17 protein-coding genes are annotated in these 16,955 nt (G+C 43.2%); 5 read left to right on the plus strand and 12 right to left on the minus strand.

Translation table 11 applies throughout. The annotated features are described in order from the left end of the window. Positions 1–74: 74 nt before the first annotated feature. Both QNH43_RS20510 and QNH43_RS20515 read left to right on the plus strand, forming a co-directional pair. Positions 75–836, plus strand: a complete 762-nt coding sequence (locus QNH43_RS20510; protein WP_283915448.1) for an ABC transporter ATP-binding protein — start codon at positions 75–77, stop codon at positions 834–836. Continuing rightward, positions 826–2,772 carry an ABC transporter permease gene (locus QNH43_RS20515; protein WP_283915449.1) on the plus strand — a complete coding sequence of 649 codons (1,947 nt, stop codon included), beginning with the start codon at positions 826–828 and terminating at the stop codon, positions 2,770–2,772. Before QNH43_RS20510 ends, QNH43_RS20515 begins: the two co-directional genes overlap by 11 nt. A 50-nt stretch (positions 2,773–2,822) precedes the next feature. Here QNH43_RS20515 and QNH43_RS20520 read toward each other — a convergent pair whose 3' ends face one another. Then, complete coding sequence (locus tag QNH43_RS20520; protein ID WP_283915450.1) at positions 2,823–3,887, minus strand: NAD(P)/FAD-dependent oxidoreductase; 1,065 nt, start codon at positions 3,885–3,887, stop codon at positions 2,823–2,825. An 856-nt stretch (positions 3,888–4,743) separates the two neighbouring features. Then, positions 4,744–5,094, minus strand: coding sequence for a hypothetical protein (locus QNH43_RS20525; RefSeq protein WP_098372038.1), 351 nt, complete (start codon positions 5,092–5,094; stop codon positions 4,744–4,746). Between the two features lie 539 nt (positions 5,095–5,633). Between QNH43_RS20525 and QNH43_RS20530 the strand changes: the two genes are divergently transcribed. After that, positions 5,634–5,855 (plus strand): DeoR family transcriptional regulator, encoded by a 222-nt coding sequence (locus tag QNH43_RS20530; RefSeq protein WP_034309346.1) that lies wholly within the window; start codon positions 5,634–5,636, stop codon positions 5,853–5,855. A gap of 85 nt (positions 5,856–5,940) precedes the next feature. Here QNH43_RS20530 and QNH43_RS20535 read toward each other — a convergent pair whose 3' ends face one another. Then, positions 5,941–6,663 (minus strand): pseudouridine synthase, encoded by a 723-nt coding sequence (locus tag QNH43_RS20535; protein WP_076364518.1) that lies wholly within the window; start codon positions 6,661–6,663, stop codon positions 5,941–5,943. 123 nt (positions 6,664–6,786) lie between these two features. Then, positions 6,787–8,388 carry a putative polysaccharide biosynthesis protein gene (locus tag QNH43_RS20540; protein WP_283915451.1) on the minus strand — a complete coding sequence of 534 codons (1,602 nt, stop codon included), beginning with the start codon at positions 8,386–8,388 and terminating at the stop codon, positions 6,787–6,789. A 205-nt stretch (positions 8,389–8,593) separates the two neighbouring features. On the opposite strand from QNH43_RS20540, the gene QNH43_RS20545 reads away from it, so the two are divergent. After that, positions 8,594–9,859: a BaiN/RdsA family NAD(P)/FAD-dependent oxidoreductase gene (locus QNH43_RS20545; RefSeq protein WP_283915452.1), complete on the plus strand. Its 1,266-nt coding sequence runs from the start codon at positions 8,594–8,596 to the stop codon at positions 9,857–9,859. Positions 9,860–10,032: 173 nt separating this feature from the next. Here QNH43_RS20545 and QNH43_RS20550 read toward each other — a convergent pair whose 3' ends face one another. From QNH43_RS20550 to QNH43_RS20560, 3 genes are all read right to left on the minus strand, one after another. Further along, positions 10,033–10,287, minus strand: a complete 255-nt coding sequence (locus tag QNH43_RS20550) for an MGMT family protein (RefSeq protein ID WP_434060209.1) — start codon at positions 10,285–10,287, stop codon at positions 10,033–10,035. Between the two features lie 79 nt (positions 10,288–10,366). Beyond that, the gene (locus tag QNH43_RS20555; RefSeq protein WP_283915454.1) at positions 10,367–10,927 is read right to left on the minus strand and encodes an MEDS domain-containing protein; all 561 of its coding nucleotides are present in this window, start codon (positions 10,925–10,927) and stop codon (positions 10,367–10,369) included. A gap of 240 nt (positions 10,928–11,167) precedes the next feature. Next, entirely contained in the window at positions 11,168–11,338 is a 171-nt protein-coding gene (locus QNH43_RS20560) for a hypothetical protein (protein ID WP_283915455.1), read from the minus strand. A gap of 140 nt (positions 11,339–11,478) precedes the next feature. Here QNH43_RS20560 and QNH43_RS20565 point away from each other — a divergent pair, with 140 nt between their 5' ends. Then, positions 11,479–12,408 (plus strand): SDR family oxidoreductase, encoded by a 930-nt coding sequence (locus QNH43_RS20565; protein ID WP_283915456.1) that lies wholly within the window; start codon positions 11,479–11,481, stop codon positions 12,406–12,408. Positions 12,409–12,520: 112 nt separating this feature from the next. Here the strand turns inward: QNH43_RS20565 and QNH43_RS20570 are convergent, their stop codons facing one another. From QNH43_RS20570 to QNH43_RS20590, 5 genes are all read right to left on the minus strand, one after another. Beyond that, a complete protein-coding gene (locus tag QNH43_RS20570) occupies positions 12,521–12,706 on the minus strand; it encodes a sporulation protein Cse60 (protein ID WP_048682016.1) in 186 nt (61 codons plus the stop codon). 64 nt (positions 12,707–12,770) lie between these two features. Next, a complete protein-coding gene (locus QNH43_RS20575) occupies positions 12,771–13,853 on the minus strand; it encodes a tartrate dehydrogenase (RefSeq protein ID WP_283915457.1) in 1,083 nt (360 codons plus the stop codon). Between the two features lie 205 nt (positions 13,854–14,058). Further along, positions 14,059–14,370 (minus strand): rhodanese-like domain-containing protein, encoded by a 312-nt coding sequence (locus QNH43_RS20580; RefSeq protein ID WP_034309364.1) that lies wholly within the window; start codon positions 14,368–14,370, stop codon positions 14,059–14,061. Positions 14,371–14,622: 252 nt separating this feature from the next. Beyond that, on the minus strand, positions 14,623–15,651 hold the full coding sequence (locus tag QNH43_RS20585; protein ID WP_283918409.1) for an NADH:flavin oxidoreductase/NADH oxidase: 1,029 nt from the start codon (positions 15,649–15,651) through the stop codon (positions 14,623–14,625). Positions 15,652–16,077: 426 nt separating this feature from the next. Beyond that, positions 16,078–16,920 (minus strand): aldo/keto reductase, encoded by an 843-nt coding sequence (locus tag QNH43_RS20590; protein WP_283915458.1) that lies wholly within the window; start codon positions 16,918–16,920, stop codon positions 16,078–16,080. Positions 16,921–16,955 lie beyond the last annotated feature (35 nt).

The following is a 16,955-nucleotide window of genomic DNA, read 5'->3' on the forward strand; positions in this document are numbered from 1 at the left end:
TGTTCGTCCAAACGAAGGAAAAGAAATTCATGGCCTTTTATAATGAGGATATAGAAAAAAAGGAGTGTATCCAAATGAATATATTAGAAGCGAAAAAAATCCATAAAAGCTATGGTAATAAATTTAATAAACAAGAAGTTTTAAAGGGTCTTGATATAGGCATACAAGAAGGTGAATTCGTAAGTATCATGGGTGCATCCGGTTCAGGAAAAACGACTTTGCTTAATGTCCTTTCCTCGATCGATAAAATCAGCAACGGCACCATTACGATCGATGGAAAAGTGATTTCAAGGATGAAAGAAAAGCAGTTGGCCGAATTTCGGAAGAACCACCTTGGCTTCATCTTCCAGGAATATAACTTATTGGACACACTGACTGTCAAAGAAAATATCCTTCTGCCCTTATCCATTACAAAAACACCCCATTATGAAGCGGCACAAAAGTTTGATAGCGTAGCGAAGGAACTGGGCATATCTGAAGTGAAGGATAAATACCCAAATGAAATTTCCGGCGGTCAAAAACAGCGCACATCTGCAGCACGGGCTTTCATCCATGATCCAAGCATCATTTTTGCGGATGAACCGACTGGGGCGCTTGACTCCAAATCAGCTTCCGATTTACTGAACAAACTGAGCGAAATGAATCAAAAGCGCAAAGCGACCATCATCATGGTTACCCATGACCCAGTGGCGGCCAGTTATTGCAGCCGAGTGATATTCATTAAAGATGGACAAATCTATACACAATTGAATAAAGGTGAAGAATCCAGACAAACCTTCTTCAAGGACATCATGAAAACACAAGGTGTATTGGGAGGGGTTCAAAATGAGCATTAATCAACTCATCTTGCGAAATCTGAAGAAGAATCTGAAGAACTATTATCTGTATGTGTTTGCCCTGGTCTTCAGCGCTTCCCTTTACTTTGCTTTCGTCACCTTGCAATATGACCCATCGCTGGATGAAGCGGAGGGTACGGTGAAAGGGGCCGCCTCCATCAAGGCAGCATCGATCCTGCTTGTTGCGATTGTTTCCATCTTCCTTTTATATGCCAATAGCATTTTCATAAAAAGACGCAGTAAAGAAATTGGCTTATTCCAATTGATAGGCATGACCAAGAACAGGATATTCCGTATCCTGAGTGTGGAAAACCTGATCCTGTATTTCTGTTCCGTATTCCTGGGAATCTTTGTAGGGTTTGCCGCATCAAAATTGATCATCATGATACTATTTAAAATAATGGGTGTCCAGGCGATCGCGACCCTAAAATTTTCTTATCAGCCGCTTGTTCAGACCATTCTCGTTTTTAGCGCCATCTATCTTTTCATCATGTTGATGAATTATGCCTTCATTAAAAGGCAGACCATTCTTTCATTATTTAGAGTGACTTCAATGACGGAAGGAAAAGTGAAAAAGGTTTCGATGTTCGAAATGATCATCGGGATATTCGGAATCATCATGATCATTGCCGGCTATGTCGTCTCATCCAAATTATTCGATGGAGCTTTTTCAGAGATGACCGAGCTATTTATGGCCATGGTCTTCATTTTGGGAACCGTCATCATCGGTACCTACCTATTCTATAAAGGATCCGTAAGCTTCATCTTTAATATCGTCCGTAAAAAGAAAAATGGCTATTTGAACATCAATGAAGTATTGTCCCTTTCATCCATCATGTTCCGGATGAAATCGAATGCGGTATTATTGACGATCATCACAACCGTTTCCGCTCTGGCGATTGGATTATTATCATTAAGCTATATCTCCTACTACTCCGCGGAGAAGAGTGCACAAAGCAGTATCCCTACCGATTTTTCGATGACGGATATGAAAGATGCAGATGCATTCAAAGAAGCTTTATCAGACAGTAAAATTGATTATGACGCAAAGGTGATCGATGTCATTCAAGTGGATGTCAATGTAAAGGAAATAATGGAGACCAGCCTGGAAGGAGTGAACTTCGATCCGGACATCATGACCGTTCCCGTCATCAGTGATGAATCCGTTAAAGGAATCAACCTCGCCGAAGATGAGACCCTTTTCAGCGGATACAGTAATATGATGGAGAAGGTCATGTCCTTGAAGGATTCCGGAAAGATCGAACTGAAGGGTAAACACGAAGTGATTCCGCAAACATATATGGGATTGAAAGATGATACCTTCTTGTCCTACTATTTTACGAGTGGCGGAATGCCCGTTGCCATTGTAGACCAAACGATATTCGACCGTTTGAAAAAGGATATCGACCCGAAAATCCAAAAGGTTTCATCTGTAAATATCGGCATTGATGTGAAGGATGAAGCTGAACTTGAAAAAGCGAATGATCTATTCAATAAAATGAGTTTCAAAGAAGAACATGTGAATGATTCCCAATTAGAAATGTTCAACACCCAGAAGAAGAATATGGGTCTTATCATGTTCATCGTCGGCTTCTTGGGATTAACCTTCCTCATCACATCCGGTTGCATCCTCTATTTCAAGCAAATGGATGAAAGTGAAGGTGAAAAATCCAATTACACCATCTTAAGGAAACTGGGATTCACGCGAGGTGACTTACTCAGGGGAATCCAAGCAAAACAAGTTTTCAATTTCGGCATTCCTTTAGTCGTCGGGCTGCTTCACAGTTATTTCGCAGTCCAATCAGGATGGTTCTTATTCGGGACCGAAGTTTGGACACCGATGATCATCGTTATGGCATTATACACGGCATTATATTCGATCTTCGGAATCCTATCCGTATTCCATTACAAGAAGGTCATCAAGGAATCTTTATAAGTGCTAAAAAGCTCCAGGGCCCTTGAGGCCCCGGAGCTTTTATTTTCCCTTTAAAGTACCCCAGCCGGTTTCATCATTTCCTTGATCAATTCCCTGTTGCGCTTTTTAAAGATTTCATTATGGGAAGAAACCATTCCCACTCCGTGAGCGTCAGGCTGGATATATTGCTTTGCTTTGTTTACGGCATTTGCTGCATCTTGAAAAGTACCTGCTATCAGGTTCAATTTACCTTCATGCTTAAGGATATCACCGGCAGCGTATATTCCATCCATCGAGGATTCACTTGAAGAAGTACCTTCAATATAATAATTGTCGGCAATGGCTATATCCACTTTACTATTTCGAAGAAGCGATGTATCACGCTCATAACCATGATTGATGATGACTTCGTCAATCGGCAAGTAAGAAACCTCTCCCGTTGCCTGATTCGTCAGTTCAACATGCTCAATTGATTCATGATCAGCGCAGGCGATCAGTTTTGTAATCGTCGTATTCAAGAAACAAACTGCAGAGCTTTCCATCAATTGCCTTGCCTGTGATTCATGCCCTGCTAAACTATCTTTCCTATATGTCAGATACACCTTTTTGGCGATGGGCTCCAATTCATTTGCCCAGTCTATAGCAGAATTCCCGCCGCCTGAAATGATCACCGTCTTATCCTTGAATCGATTGAAAGACTTAACAGTATAGTTTAAATTGGAGACTTCAAACCTTTCTGCCCCGTCTATTTCCAACTTTTGCGGATTCAGGATTCCGCCGCCAACCGCGACAATGATCGTCTTGGAAAAGTGCATGTGACCTGAAGCCGTATGTAAAACGAAGATACCTTCTTCATTGCGTGTGATGGATTCCACTTTCTCATTCAAGACGACTGTTGGATTGAATGTTAAACCTTGCTCCACCAGCTGCTCAATTAATTTTTCCCCAGTTGTGGGTGTCAGCCCTCCAACATCCCAAATCATTTTCTCCGGATAGACATGAATTTTCCCGCCTAGCCTTGGCTGGTATTCAATCAGTTTAACTTTCATTTCTCTAAGTCCGCTATAAAAAGTGGAGTAAAGGCCTGCTGGCCCTCCCCCAATGACCGTTACATCAAATAAATCCTGCTGTTCCATTAACGTCCACTCCCCTGTAATCAAATGTGATTGATTATCATTCTCATTTAATCGTACACCCTTTTCTCACTTTTTACAATTAAAGATACCGACACACATTTGATTCTTTCTTGGGGTTTTTAAAATTCGATCGTTGATTTCCCTCCAGGCACTCGCTTTCCGCGGGCGGTCCGGAAGCCTCCTCGGCGCTTTTGCGCCTGTGGGGTCTCACTGGACTCGCTTTTCCCGCAGGAGTTTCGCGCCTTCCGCTCCAATCAACTTTGTTTTCAAAGATAGAGCTGCTTTTGTCTACAAACTAGATAATCATTGTTTGCCTACAGTTTTTTTTGAGTTTGTAAAATGGGGACGCTGATTTCCCCTCCAGGCACTCGCTTTCCGCGGGCGGTCCGGAAGCCTCCTCGGCGCTTTTGCGCCTGTGGGGTCTCACTGGACTCGCTTTTCCCGCAGGAGTTTCGCGCCTTCCGCTCCAATCAACTTTGTTTTCAAAGATAGAGCTGCTTTTGTCTACAAACTAGATAATCATTGTTTGCCTACAGTTTCTTTGTGAGTTTGTAAAATGGGATCGCTGATTTCCTCTCCAGGCACTCGCTTTCCGCGGGCGGTCCGGGAGCCTCCTCGGCGCCTTTGCGCCTGCGGGGTCTCCCTTAGACACGCTTTTCTAAGCAGGAGTCTCGAGCCTTCCGTTCCAATCAACTTTGTTTTCAAAGATAGAGCTGCTTTTGTCTACAAACTAGATAATCATTGTTTGCCTACAGTTTCTTTGTGAGTTTGTAAAATGGGATCGCTGATTTCCGATTAACGGTTCCGGACAAATAAAAAAATGCCCTTTCATACCGGGGCATTTTCATTGATCCAATTAATTTACGAATAGATATAGCTTTCGATGATATTCCACAAATGCCTGCTGGTCCTTTTCCGTGTAGTCCATCCATTTTACTTTCTTGCATCTTTCTTCTAATCTTTCATTCAGTTCATCTTCTATTTCATTCATGAAACGAATGATTTCCCCATAAGGCATATTGAAATGACGGGCTGCGAGCCTTGGCGGGGAATGCTTTACCAGCAATCTCATGAATTGATCGACCGTGTCCGCCTTCGATGCAAGATAATCTTCTTCGTTCACGATGAATTCATACACTTGTTTTTTGACACCAGAAAGTCTGGTTACTTCGTCGCGCAATAAAAACTCCATTAATCTTTCGTTCATATGGCTCTACCTCGAATTGGTTTATATTTAAATCCTTTTAGATATGTATGAAAAATCTATACTGCCCGATACCTCATTATGACATCGTAACGGCAAGCCATCAAGCACCTATTCATACACAAAGCGTAATAATTACGATTTGTGATCATTTTAAGGAAAGTAACATGTATATTCCTTAAAAGTCAACGTTCGTGTTGTGTGACATCTCGAATGTTGAAATGCATATAAAGCGTCCTGTATTGGCAAAATATGATCAAGAACAAATGGAACAACTCTTTATTAATTTTGTATATGTATAAAGAATACTTTTGTTAAAATTTGATATAATAAATGTAATATTTAGTCAATTAGTATCTTTTCCTAGAATTTGCTTTTGCAAAGGGGTAGAATGAAGCTAATGACATCTTATTTTTTCTAAATGTTTCCGAGGAGTTTTAGGGTGGGTATAGCAAGTACATAGTGACAGCTGAAATGCTGTCCGACATATCGGTTGTTTTCATTTGTTCAAAATAACAATGAAAAGAATAAGGAGTGATTTTTTGAAACCTTCAACAAATCGCATGTTAACCCGTATTAAATCCGTTTATATGTTCATTAGTAATAACGGTACGGTTTCTACTCAAGAGCTTGTAGAAGAATTTGGCATCACTCCTCGAACTGTGCAGCGCGATTTAAATGTCTTAGCATACAATGACCTTGTTCAAAGCCCAAGCCGAGGCCTTTGGACGACAACAAGTAAAAAGGTGAAGATGTCATCGTAAAATGAACGACCACCCGAACAAGATCGATATGTAAAATACTTTGAGGCGGACAATTTTTGTCCGCCTCATTTTTTGTGTCCATATATCATTCAGCCGGTTGGCCCGCCTTTAACTGTTCAAGCTCCTCCGCCGTCAACTCACGGTATTCACCAAGCTCAAGTTCCTCATCAAGCTGTAAACTCCCCATGGAGAGACGCTTTAGGTAGACGACACGTTTGCCAACGGCCTCAAACATCCGCTTCACCTGATGGAACTTCCCTTCCATGATCGTCAGCTCGATATCCGATGTCAGACCTGATTTTAAAATGTTCAATTCACCTGGTTTTGTTTCATATCCATCATCCAAGGTCACGCCGTTGCGGAATGCCTCGATATCCCGTTCCGTCACTTCACCATCAATGACCGCAAAATATGTTTTAGGGACATGTTTTTTCGGGGAAAGCAGTTGGTGGGCAAGCTTTCCGTCATTCGTGATCAGCAATAAACCTTCTGTGTCCTTATCAAGACGGCCTACAGGAAATGGCTCGAAAACCGAATCTTCCGGCTCCAAGATATCAATGACCGTTTCTTGGTAGTTGTCTTCCGTTGCCGACAATACGCCTGGCGGTTTATTCATCATTAAATAAATGAATTCCCTGTATTCAACCCGTTCACCATGAACCGTCACGATTTCCGTGTCAGGGTCCACTTGTTCCTTCGGATCCTTGAGCAGCCTGTCATTGACCTTGACGGCGCCGGATTTCAGGAGCTTTTTCACTTCTTTCCTGCTGCCATAACCAATATTGGATAAAATCTTATCAATTCTCATCGTTTCCTCCTAAAGCCTTTTCCATAAAAAGCCTTGCCCACTTTAATGACAGGCAAGGCCACGATATTTTAATTTGGGGATTCACCATTCAATACCCTTTTTTTTACACATCAAACTTCCAGCTTATAATCCTAATTTAGCTTTTAACCGATCGATCCGGGCACCGAACAAACGATGGGCAAGTTTGCTTTTCAAGGAAAGCGCCGCATAAATGAGTGCTCCAAAAATTGCACAAACGGCCACGATCAAAATCGCCTGGAATCGCCCTTCCGTTGTCAGCCACAGCGATAATAAACTGTTCATGCCCCATGCAGCCAGTCCCATTATCACTGAAAAAACAGTGATCAACACAGATCTTCTGATGGTAAGGCTGTAACGATATCCAGTAAAGTAGGTAATGACATACAAATTCAGCAGCACAGCAGCCAAGTAGCCGAATGCCGTAGCATAAACGGAGCCTTCCGTTTCAAACAACTTGATTAACGGGATATTCAAGCTCAATTTGATTAAAAAGCCCACAAGCAGGCTGAGCACCGTATATTTTTGCTGATTGATCCCTTGTAAAATCGCCGCCGAAACGGAAAAAAGCGCAAACAAGATGGAAACGGGCGCATATGCCTTCAGTACACTGATTCCAAGTGGATCATGGCTGTAAAAGGCACTATAGATCGGATCTGCCAGCACCGACATGCCAACGACCGCCGGAATCGTAATGAACAACAAAATTTGGAAAGCTTGGTTCAGCTGGCGGTTTAACTCTTCCGAATCCTCGCTTACATATGCCTTCGTCACCGAAGGGAGAAGCGCCATTGAAAACCCGGTTGCAAGCGTCATCGGAATCAAGACAAGCTTCTGGGCATATACATTCAACACCCCAAGGGCATCTTCTGCGACATGCTGCAACCCGATGGACGACATCGCCTTATTGAAGGACAATAAGTCCGCAAGCTGAAACATTGGCATCGCGATTCCGACGAATATGAAAGGAATCGATGATAGAAATATTTCTTTATAGATCTCCTTAAGGGAAATTTCCATCGTCCCCCGGTCTTTCTTCATCAAGCTGTCCAAATGGGGTTTTTGTTTTTTCCAATACCAAAATAACACCACTAAACCGCCGACAGCCCCGACCGTCGCCGCGAAGGTAGCTATTTGGATGGCTCTCACTAACTCTCCATCCAGGACATTCAAAACAACATATACACCGGCCAAAAGGAACACGATGCGGACAATTTGTTCGATTACCTGAGATATGGCCGTTGGTTCCATCGCCTCATGACCTTGAAAGAAGCCGCGGATGATGCTCATGAACGGTACAAAAATCAAGGCGAAGCTGACTGCCCGTATGATCTCCGTGACATCTCTGACATCTTCCTGCCTGACCCCAAAGACTCCAGTGAACAATGGTGCCATCGTATAGAGAATCAAAAAAGCGAGAAAACCGGTGACTAGCATTAATTTCAGGCTCGATTTAAATAACTTCTCACCGACGGCGTACTCCTCAAGCGCATTATACTTCGAAATGAATTTTGAAACAGCAAGCGGCATGCCTGCCGTTGCAAAGCTAATGAAAATGGTATATGGAACATACCCATATTGATAAAGGGTAGCCCCTTTATTCCCAACCATATGTTCAAATGGGATGACGTAAAATAAACCAAGTACCTTGGAAATGATCGCTCCCAGCGTTAATATAAAAGCCCCTTTTAAAAACTTAGATGACATCTAATCCCTTCCTGCCTCTGTCAGTTACGTTTCACACGCTCTTTATCTTATCATATTAAAGTATTTTTTCTATAGAAAACTACACTCAAGTTTATCGTTTTCGAAGATAATACACAAACAAATAATTCCTTTTTTTCTACATTCGCAATCTGACGGGCTCTTGCTATATAATGAAGGGACTGAAAATGATAAAGTGGTGATCAATTTGAAATATGATGTAGTGGTAATTGGCGGCGGTCCTTCCGGATTGATGGCAGCAATAGCTGCCGGGGAAAAAGGGGCCCATGTATTGTTAGTGGATAAGGGCGAGAAGCTTGGCAGGAAGCTAGCCATCTCTGGCGGCGGACGCTGCAACGTGACGAACAGGCTCTCAATCGATGAAATCATTCAGCATATCCCTGGAAACGGGCGATTTCTATACAGTGCTTTCTCAGAGTTCAATAATGAAGACATTATTCAATTCTTTGAAAAATTGGGCGTGGCCCTTAAAGAAGAGGACCATGGCCGGATGTTCCCTGTCAACGATAAAGCGCAAAGTGTCGTGGATGCCCTTCTGACGCGCTTGTCTAGTTTAAAAGTAACGATCTATAAGAACTCACCAGTAGCGGAAGTTCTCTATGAACATGGAAAAACAAGCGGTGTCCGGTTGAAAGATGGACAAACCATCGATACAGATGCAGTCGTGATTGCAGTCGGCGGGAAATCGGTTCCCCACACCGGTTCGACCGGCGATGGCTACGCATGGGCTAAAAAGGCGGGGCATACGATTACCGAACTGTTTCCAACTGAGGTTCCCGTACTTAGCCATGAAACATTCATTAAAGATCGAACACTCCAAGGTCTCGCACTTCGCGATGTTTCATTGAGTGTCCTTAACCCAAAGGGCAAGGCCCTGATCACACACCGAATGGATATGCTCTTCACCCATTTTGGCGTCTCCGGTCCAGCTGTTCTAAGATGCAGCCAATTCGTCGTGAAAGCGATAAAAAAATGGAACCTGTCGGAAGTGACAATGAAACTCGATGCCCTTCCGGACCGAAACAAGGAAGAGGTCTTTCAAGACATCATGAAGGAAATTAAAGCCGAACCGAAAAAAGCCATTAAAAATACCTTAAAAGGTTTAGTTCCTGAACGATACCTTCACTTTCTGCTTGAGCGAAGCGGCATCGACCTTCAAGAACAAGGAGCGACGATATCAAATGAAAAAATCCGCCGCTTTGCAGAACTATGCAAGGACTTCCAATTCGGAGTACACGGCACCCAGCCGCTAGAAAAAGCCTTCGTCACGGGCGGCGGCGTATCCGTCAAAGAAATACACCCAAAAGAAATGGCATCCAAACTGATGGACGGACTGTATTTCTGCGGTGAAATTCTGGATATACACGGATACACAGGCGGCTATAATATCACATCGGCATTAGTAACCGGAAGACTGGCCGGTATGAATGCTGCCATACATGCCCGTTCATGATTCCTAAAAAGAGGCTGATCCGCTTGGATCAGCCTCTTTTAATGCGATTTCGTAAGTCTATACATCATTTCGGTGTTTGTTAGGCTTCAATCCCTGGCATAGGCGCCGTTATTTGGGCCGCCCGCAGTTTTTTCGTCCGCACCCGCGCCGCCTCTTTTATCCGGCTTTCCCGTTTAAAATAATTCTGGATGATAGCGGAAAGCTTCGAGGTCAATGGTATTCCGTTCCGTGAATGTGATGCCTTCACTCTCGAGCATCGCCTTTTGGTGTTCTGCGGCGCCCTCTGCTTTTATGCCGATTTCTCCCTTGGCATTGATTACCCGGTGCCAAGGAAGGTCATGTTTTTTGCTGCTTGAATGAAGGATCCTTACGACCTGCCTTGCACCGCGCGGACTACCGGCGAGCTGTCCGATTTGACCATATGTCATCACTTTACCGGAAGGGATATGCTGTATGATAGTAATTACCCGTTCAGTAAAACTTTCCAAATAACTCGCCCCTTTTATTCTATCCGTTTGCCAACATCGTGATTTTTTCATCGGTTATCAGGACCCCATGATGCTTGATCAAGTTTGTTTTAAGCTCGGCAGGCAATCTGCAGTCATCGTATGCACAAACGGAAATCAATCCTTGTTCCTTGATCAGTTTGTCGATTCCTTTTTCATATTCGCCTATCGCTAAGCTGACTTGATCGTCATGGCCCCATTCAACATGGCCCCAAGTCCGCACGTGCTGATTGCGTTTAGTGTATGTATCGATATTTTCCAAAAAATAATTAACCATCGTCGAAGGATGGAAGTCTCCATGAAAACAATAAAAATCAAAATTATTCATAAGATGCACTAGCTCCAATTGCTCCTCATTTAAATGAAGCTGCAATTTCTTATACACGAAAGGATAGATACGGTCATTTTCGACGACCAGGATATGGTCTCCCTGTTCAACACCGGCAATGATGAAAGTTGCCTCATTTTCAATGTAGGCTTCCAATTCATTAAAACAGTATAAAATATGACCACCATCCGATTGCTGTATTTTTTCTAGTAGTTGTATCATTTTATTATCCAAAATGAATCTCTCCTTTAAATACACCAATCCGCACTATGTATATGTTTAACTTTAACCATTATCTCCGTATTTGTAAAATTCATAGAAGAATATAGTCATTATTTCCTAATGTCATCTGTTTTGATCGGGAATTTCGTTAAGTCGAATTGAGGCCGCTTTTAGTCCACTCATTGAAAGACCAAGGCAGCCCAATTCAGCAGACTCCGTTCTTCATACATTTTCCTTTTTTTATGTTCACCCTTAAATCACTGGATAATACGGCACAAAACGAGGGTTATAATAATAGGGCGGTCTTGGTCCGATAAGCGGCAATTCAAAGGTATTTGGGTTGGAATCATATAACAACTCCACTTTTTCATCCGTTTGTTCGACCAATAATAACTTCACATCTTCGCTATAATAATAGGGCATATTGAGGCCTCCAAAAACTTTTTCTACCCTTCAGCGCGCGGCACGGCAACGAGCCCGTCCCCATACATGTTCTTCATGCACGGCATATATCTGATCATCATAAAGTAATCCGACTAAATTCTTTTTTAGGAGGACCCCTCATGGCAGAAGATAAGAAAAAGAAATCATCCGGTAAAAGCTATCCCATGCATCCGAATTATGGAAAGATCACCCGTTATCAAGACGTTCCCATCACGGTTCCTGAGCAACGCCAATTCCGCCAACCTGGTGTAGAAAAATTAATGGTGCCCCGGCCCATCATCGAAAATCCCAATTACAGGGGCAGCGGGAAACTAACCGGAAAGGTCGCATTGATAACTGGCGGAGACAGTGGGATTGGCGCTGCGGCTGCCATCGCTTTTGCTAAAGAAGGTGCAGATGTTTCCATCGCTTATCTGGATGAACATGAGGATGCGAATCGGACTAAAACGAGAATAGAAGAGCTTGGACACCGTTGCTTACTGCTGCCTGGTGACTTAAGGGATAAGCAGCAATGCATCAATATCGTGGAAGACACCATCGAAACATTTGGAAAGCTCGATATTCTCTGTAACCACGTGGGTATTCAATTTCAGCAATTAAGCTTGCTTGATATTACGGATGAGCAATTCGATGATACCTTTAAAGTCAATATCTATTCCCACTTCTACACGACCCGTGCTGCCCTTCCCCATTTAAAAGCTGGGTCCTCCATCATTAATACATCATCTGTCGTGACGTTTAATGGGAATAAGCAATTAATTGATTACACGGCGACTAAAGGGGCCAATATTGGTTTTACCCGTGCCTTGGCAAACAGTCTTGTCGATCAAGGCATCCGGGTGAACGCCATTGCGCCCGGAAGGTTCTGGACACCGCTCATCCCGGCAAGTTTCTCGGCGGACGAAGTGACACAAGTCGATAACCCGATGGGGCGTCAAGGCCAGCCATTTGAACTGGCTCCCACCTTTGTCTATCTCGCTTCTGACGATTCCCGTTTTGTGACAGGACAAACACTTCATGTCAACGGCGGGGAAGCTACATCGTCGTAATTTCCACATCTAATATGCCCCTCCCCGGGAATTCACGAAGAAAAGACTACCTTGAATTGCCCGCCTTGCAGCAATAGGTAGTCTGATATGAATGTTATGGCCTTGCCGGCCTTTATTTTTTCTTATAAATGATCATCGCACTGAAACAGTAGATCTGTTCCTCTTCCTCTTCACCTGTAGTGGCGACATTATATTTGATATCGACGATTTGATTATCGCGAATGTCTTCAAGGAAAAAATTCATTTCGTCCTCTAGATCCTTTTCATGCTCATAATCAAATAATTTGACTTGTATCATCGGCTCTCCCCGCCCTTTTACTATAATGATAGTTATTGTGCAGGATGCCCATTTTTCATGATGTTTATACTTGATTTGTTTGGAACGCGGATAAGATTGCAACAACTTCATCCCCGACTTCTTCTGTAGTAGCTGCCCCGCCCATATCAGGAGTCAGCGCCTTTTTATCGACCATCACCTGTTCGATCACGTCCAAAATTTTTGCACCCCAAATCTCATGCCCAAAGAAATCGAGAATCTGACTGGCGGACCATATGGCCGCAAGTGGATTGGCGATGCCTTGATGTGCTATATCCGGGGCTGAACCATGAATCGGTTCGAACATCGAGGGATAAATCCGTTCCGGGTTTAAATTGGCACCTGCTGCCAGTCCCATCCCGCCTGCAATGGCAGCACCTAAATCCGTGATGATGTCACCGAATAAATTGGAGGTGACGACAATTTGAAAGCGTTCGGGCTGTTTGACAAAATACATGCTTGCCGCATCGACCAGATAGGAATTCGTTTCTACTTCCGGATACTCCTGTCCAATTTCTTCAAAAACCTGATCCCAAAAAACCATTGAATAATTCAATGCGTTCGCCTTGCTTATGCTCGTTAGCGTCCTGCCCGTCTTGCGCGCAAGTTCATACGCATAACGGATGATCCTCTCCGTCCCTTTTCGAGAAAAGACCCCCGTCTGCAGCACCACTTCTTCCGGCTTGCCTTTAAATAGCCAATCACCGGCACCGGAATATTCCCCTTCACTGTTTTCACGGATGACAACCATATCGATTTGGTCAAGAGTGACTTCTTTTAATGGACAGGGTGCACCTTGAAGTAATTTAACGGGTCGAACATTCACATATTGGTCAAATCCCTTTCTGATTTTAAGCAGAAGTTCACGTAAGGAAATATGGTCCGGGACACCAGGGTAACCGACAGCCCCAAGATACACGGCGTCAAACTTCATCAGTTGTTCCAGTCCGTCGTCGGGCAGCATTTTGCCGTGCTCAAGGTAATATTCACAGCCCCATGGAAAATAGGTGAACTCGAAAGAAAAATCCCCGGCAATTGCAGCCACTTCCTTAAGTACCTTTACACCCTCATTAATCACCTCAGGGCCAATCCCGTCACCCGCAATGACCGCTATTTTATGAACATTCATTCTTCCACTCTCCTTTTTCTATATTTTCTGATTTCGACACCCTAATTTTAACATATAATTTTTGCATTCCCGTCAGGTGAGGTTCACACAGAAAAAAGGGCCCTTTCATGATGAAAGGGCCCTTTTTTTCACGCCTTTAAATATGCGCGTCTTCCCGCATATTCACGGCACTGTGAACAAACCATGATCTTTTTTCTTTCGAACTTCACTTAACGATGACTTCGCCGTCCCATTCAAGCATTCCGCCAACCATGTTTGCCACTTTATATCCTTGTTCCTGAAGATAATGGCATACATTTTCACTGCGGCGTCCTGAACGGCAGATAAAAATATATTCTTTTTCTTTATCAAAATAGTCAAGATTCGCCGGGATGTCATTCATGCGAATATGTTTCGCTCCTTCGATCATTCCCTCTTGCACTTCTTCGTCTTCACGAACATCGACAAGTTCCATCGCTTCGCCTGCCTCAAGCTTAGCTTCCACTTCTTCAGTTGTAATGATTTTGATTTCCTCCATAATTAGCACCTCGAATTATCGTTTGATTTATCTTTTTCATTATAGCAAAATTTCCAGTTAAACATCACGTAATGGATTCGCTGATGAAAATTCCCTCATGCCATGCATTTATTTTCAGAAATTATCTTCAAAGCCGCTATCAGAATACCAAAAGAGATCGAATAAATGGCTACGATCCCTATCCCTACTCTAGGCCAGAATTAAAAAACGCCGGCGAATATATAATAACCGCCGGCGTTTTAAAAATCCGTATCAATGCTTGAATCCCAGTTGATATTGTTTAGGGATCTCCGCTTTTATATTCAAAGCTTTAGATGCTTCAAGTGCCCAATAAGGGTTTCGCAGCATTCCTCTGCCGACGGCAACCAAATCCGCTTCTTCATTGCCAATGATTGAATTTGCAAGAATCGGATCATCTAATCGACCTACAGCAATCACGGGAATATCCAATGCATTTTTGATTTCCCTGGCCAACGGAGTTTGATAGCTAGCATGTGTACCAGGTCTTCCGTCCGCTCCAATCGGGCCTTCTCCTCCAGAGCTTACATGGAACATATCGACGCCCGCTTCTTTAAAGACTTGTGAAAAGGCAATGCTTTCCTCAATGCCATATCCGCCTTCAACGTATTCTTTTGCAGAAATGCGCATGATTAAAGGCATGTCGGCAGGCATTTCGCTTTTCACTGCTTTAATGACTTCCACTCCAAATTTGGTCAGGTCTTTTCCATATTCATCATCACGTTTATTCGTAAGCGGTGATGTGAATTGATGGATTAAATACCCGTGTGCACCATGTAATTCGATTACGTCAAATCCTGCTGTAACAGCCCTTCTGGCCGATGCCCGGAATTTATCGACCATTTCCTTCACTTCTTCCGTTTCTAAAGCTCTTGGTGTTTTGTATGTTTCATCAAACGCAATGGCTGATGGTGCCACCGGAGTTTCGGCATCCTCCGCTTTACGGCCTGCATGGGCAATTTGTATCCCGATTTTTGCACCGTATTGATGAACTTCCTTAACGATGTTGGAGAAAGCTCCAATTTGGTCGTCAGACCATAATCCAAGATCACGATTCGAAATGCGCCCATCAGGCTCCACATCGGTCATTTCCACTATAATTAATCCCGTGCCGCCAACTGCCCTGCTTACATAATGTTGCTGGTGCCAGTTTGTTGGTATACCATCTTCCGCTTCGACGGAGTACTGGCACATCGGCGGCATGACGACCCTATTTTTAAGTTCAAGTTCTTTTATGCGATAAGGTGAAAATAAATCATTCATCATTTTTTATCTCCTTTTTTATATAATGCATGCACATGCATTTATATCATCTGGTGAATTCTGTGTCAACTAATCAGATTCCCGAATCTTTCATTGTAAACGACATCGTCTGTTGGTACAGCTTTCCCATCTCCACCAATGCGGAGATCCAATAAAAAAAGGCTGTTTTCGCATACTTTGTTGCTATTTACCAAGTAAAGCGGTGTGGTTGATTTCCCCTCCAGATGCTCGCTTTCCGCGGGGCGGCCGGTGAGCCTCCTCGGCGTAAACGCCTGTGGGGTCTCACCTGTCCCGCTGCTCCCGCAGGAATCTCGCACTTGTGCTCCAATCAACCTTAAATCGTTTTGTTTTAAAAACAACAATCTTTACGAAAAGAGCCTAAAAAAAGAGAAAGACGGATATCCCGTCCCTCTCTTTCATACTTGATTAAAAGTCGAAATTATCAGGATCTGGACCAACACGGTGATTCTGATTCAATCCATCAATTTGGTTCATTTCCTCTTCCGTCAATTCGAAATCGAATATAGATGAGTTTTCTACAATACGATGTTCTTTAGTGGATTTTGGAATCGTTACAATCCCATTTTGTATATCCCAGCGCAAAATGACTTGTGCAACTGATTTGCCATGTTTGGTCGCAATTGCTTGTAAAACGTCATTATCCAGAAGTTCACCTTGCATCAATGGTGACCACGCTTCAAGTTGTATCCCTTGTTCCTTACAGAATGCCTGAACTTCTTTTTGAGTTAAACGCGGATGGCATTCCACTTGATTGACCATCGGCTTCACTTCTGCATCTTCCAGTAAATCTTTAAGATGGTGAATCTGGAAATTGCTCACACCGATCGCTTTTACTTTCCCTTCTTTATAAAGAGTTTCCAACGCTCTCCAGGCTTCTTTATATTTTCCTTCCACTGGCCAATGGATAAGATATAAATCCAAGTACTCCAAGCCAAGTTTCTTCAAGCTTTTTTCGTAAGCCGCAATTGCTGACTCATATCCTAAATCGGCATTCCAGACTTTTGAAGTTACGAATAAGTCATCCCTGGAGATACCGGCTTCTTTTATGCCCTCACGGATCCCTTGTCCGACCCCTTCTTCATTTTCATAAATGGCAGCCGTATCGATACTGCGATAACCATGTTTAATGGCCGCTTTAACTGCATTTACCAGCTCCGGTCCTTCTTCCACTTTAAATACGCCCAATCCGAACCAAGGCATTTTAACTCCATTATGCAACGTCGTTGTATCTTGTAAATTTTTCACCATTATACTCTACCTCCAAATTTTTTCTTCATTGTTTT

Source organism: Peribacillus simplex (assembly GCF_030123325.1).
Taxonomy (GTDB): Bacteria; Bacillota; Bacilli; order Bacillales; family DSM-1321; genus Peribacillus; species Peribacillus simplex_D.